At 55.5% G+C, this 1,211-nt stretch carries 1 protein-coding gene; it reads right to left on the reverse strand.

The window, feature by feature from the left end; genetic code table 11:
• Window positions 1-869, reverse strand: an 869-nt coding sequence (locus NW829_RS10545; RefSeq protein WP_414417037.1) for a GAF domain-containing protein, incomplete at its 3' end; no start/stop codon positions are given.
• Between the last annotated feature and the right edge of the window lie 342 nt (window positions 870-1,211).

The following is a 1,211-nucleotide window of genomic DNA, read 5'->3' on the forward strand; positions in this document are numbered from 1 at the left end:
CGCTCTTGCTGCAGGGGGTTGTCAGCAGTGAGCTCTTTCAACAAGCGCAGATGGGTGGAGGTGGCTTCAAGGCTGGCTTGGTACTCACTGAGATAGCGAGGATTATTGGTCAGAAGATAACCATATTGACCGGCTTCGGCGGCGCGGGTTTCCGCCAGCAATCCTTCCAAGTTTTGGATTGCTTTCAGAGTGTGGGCCACTCGTTCTGTAAGCTGCGGCAGTTGAGAGGCATTCCGCTGAGCTGAGTAGGTGATCCCGCCCAAAAGCAAGGCAGCTAGGCCAAAACCGGCGGTAACTTTGAGGAGAAAGCGGTTTTTGCGGGCAGGTTTAGTATCCCCCGACTTAGGCAGAAGAGGCGTCTGAGCCAGTTCCCTCAAAGTACGGCGCAGCTCCAGTTGGGCCACCACCTGATGGGCCAGGGCTTGTAATTGCTCCAGTTGTTCTGGGGTCAGGTGCCGAGGCTGATAATCGACAACGCAAAGCGTGCCTAAGGCTTGCCCTTCTGGAGTTACCAGAGGGATGCCAGCATAGAAGCGGATGTGGGGCTCTTGCGTAACAAGCGGGTTGTCGGCAAAGCGGGGATCCTGAGTGGCATCGGGCACCACCAGCGGCTCTTTAGGCGACAAGATGGCGTGGGCGCAGAAGGCCACATCCCGTGGGGTCTCCTGCACATCGACGCCGAATTTGGCTTTAAACCACTGGCGGTGTTCGTCGATAAGGCTGACCAGAGCAATGGGCGTGCCGCAGATGTGGGCAGCCAGCCGCACGAGTTCGTCAAAGCTGTTCTCAGGAGCGGTGTCCAAAATCTGATACTGCCGCAGGGCAGCCAGCCGCTGCTCTTCGTTGGGAGGGAGGGGGGCCTTAGGCATAGGTCAAACTAAGCGGAGAGAAAGGGATCCCGATCCACCGATCTCGGAGGTCGATAGTCTCAAGGTAAAAGAGGTAACCCCAGCATAACTTCCAAGCCTCTCCACCGGAAGCTACAGGGATCCGATCCCCAAACCAGCTTCCCGTTGGTTCAGTTCGCTACATTTTCACCACGCCTGCGTCAGCTACTCTAGCTCCTGCAAATTAAGCAAGCTTCGAGTTGAAATTTCTCAACGGAAGACTTACTATAGAGCGACGAGCTTTGTAAAGGGGGAATACTCTCAGTCATGCAAAAACTCCAAGACAGTTTGGTAAAAGCTCTGAGCATCGATGGAGCACTGGGG

Origin of the sequence: Synechococcus sp. R55.8, assembly GCF_047461895.1 — a bacterium.
In the GTDB taxonomy this organism is placed as follows: Bacteria; Cyanobacteriota; Cyanobacteriia; order Thermostichales; family Thermostichaceae; genus Thermostichus.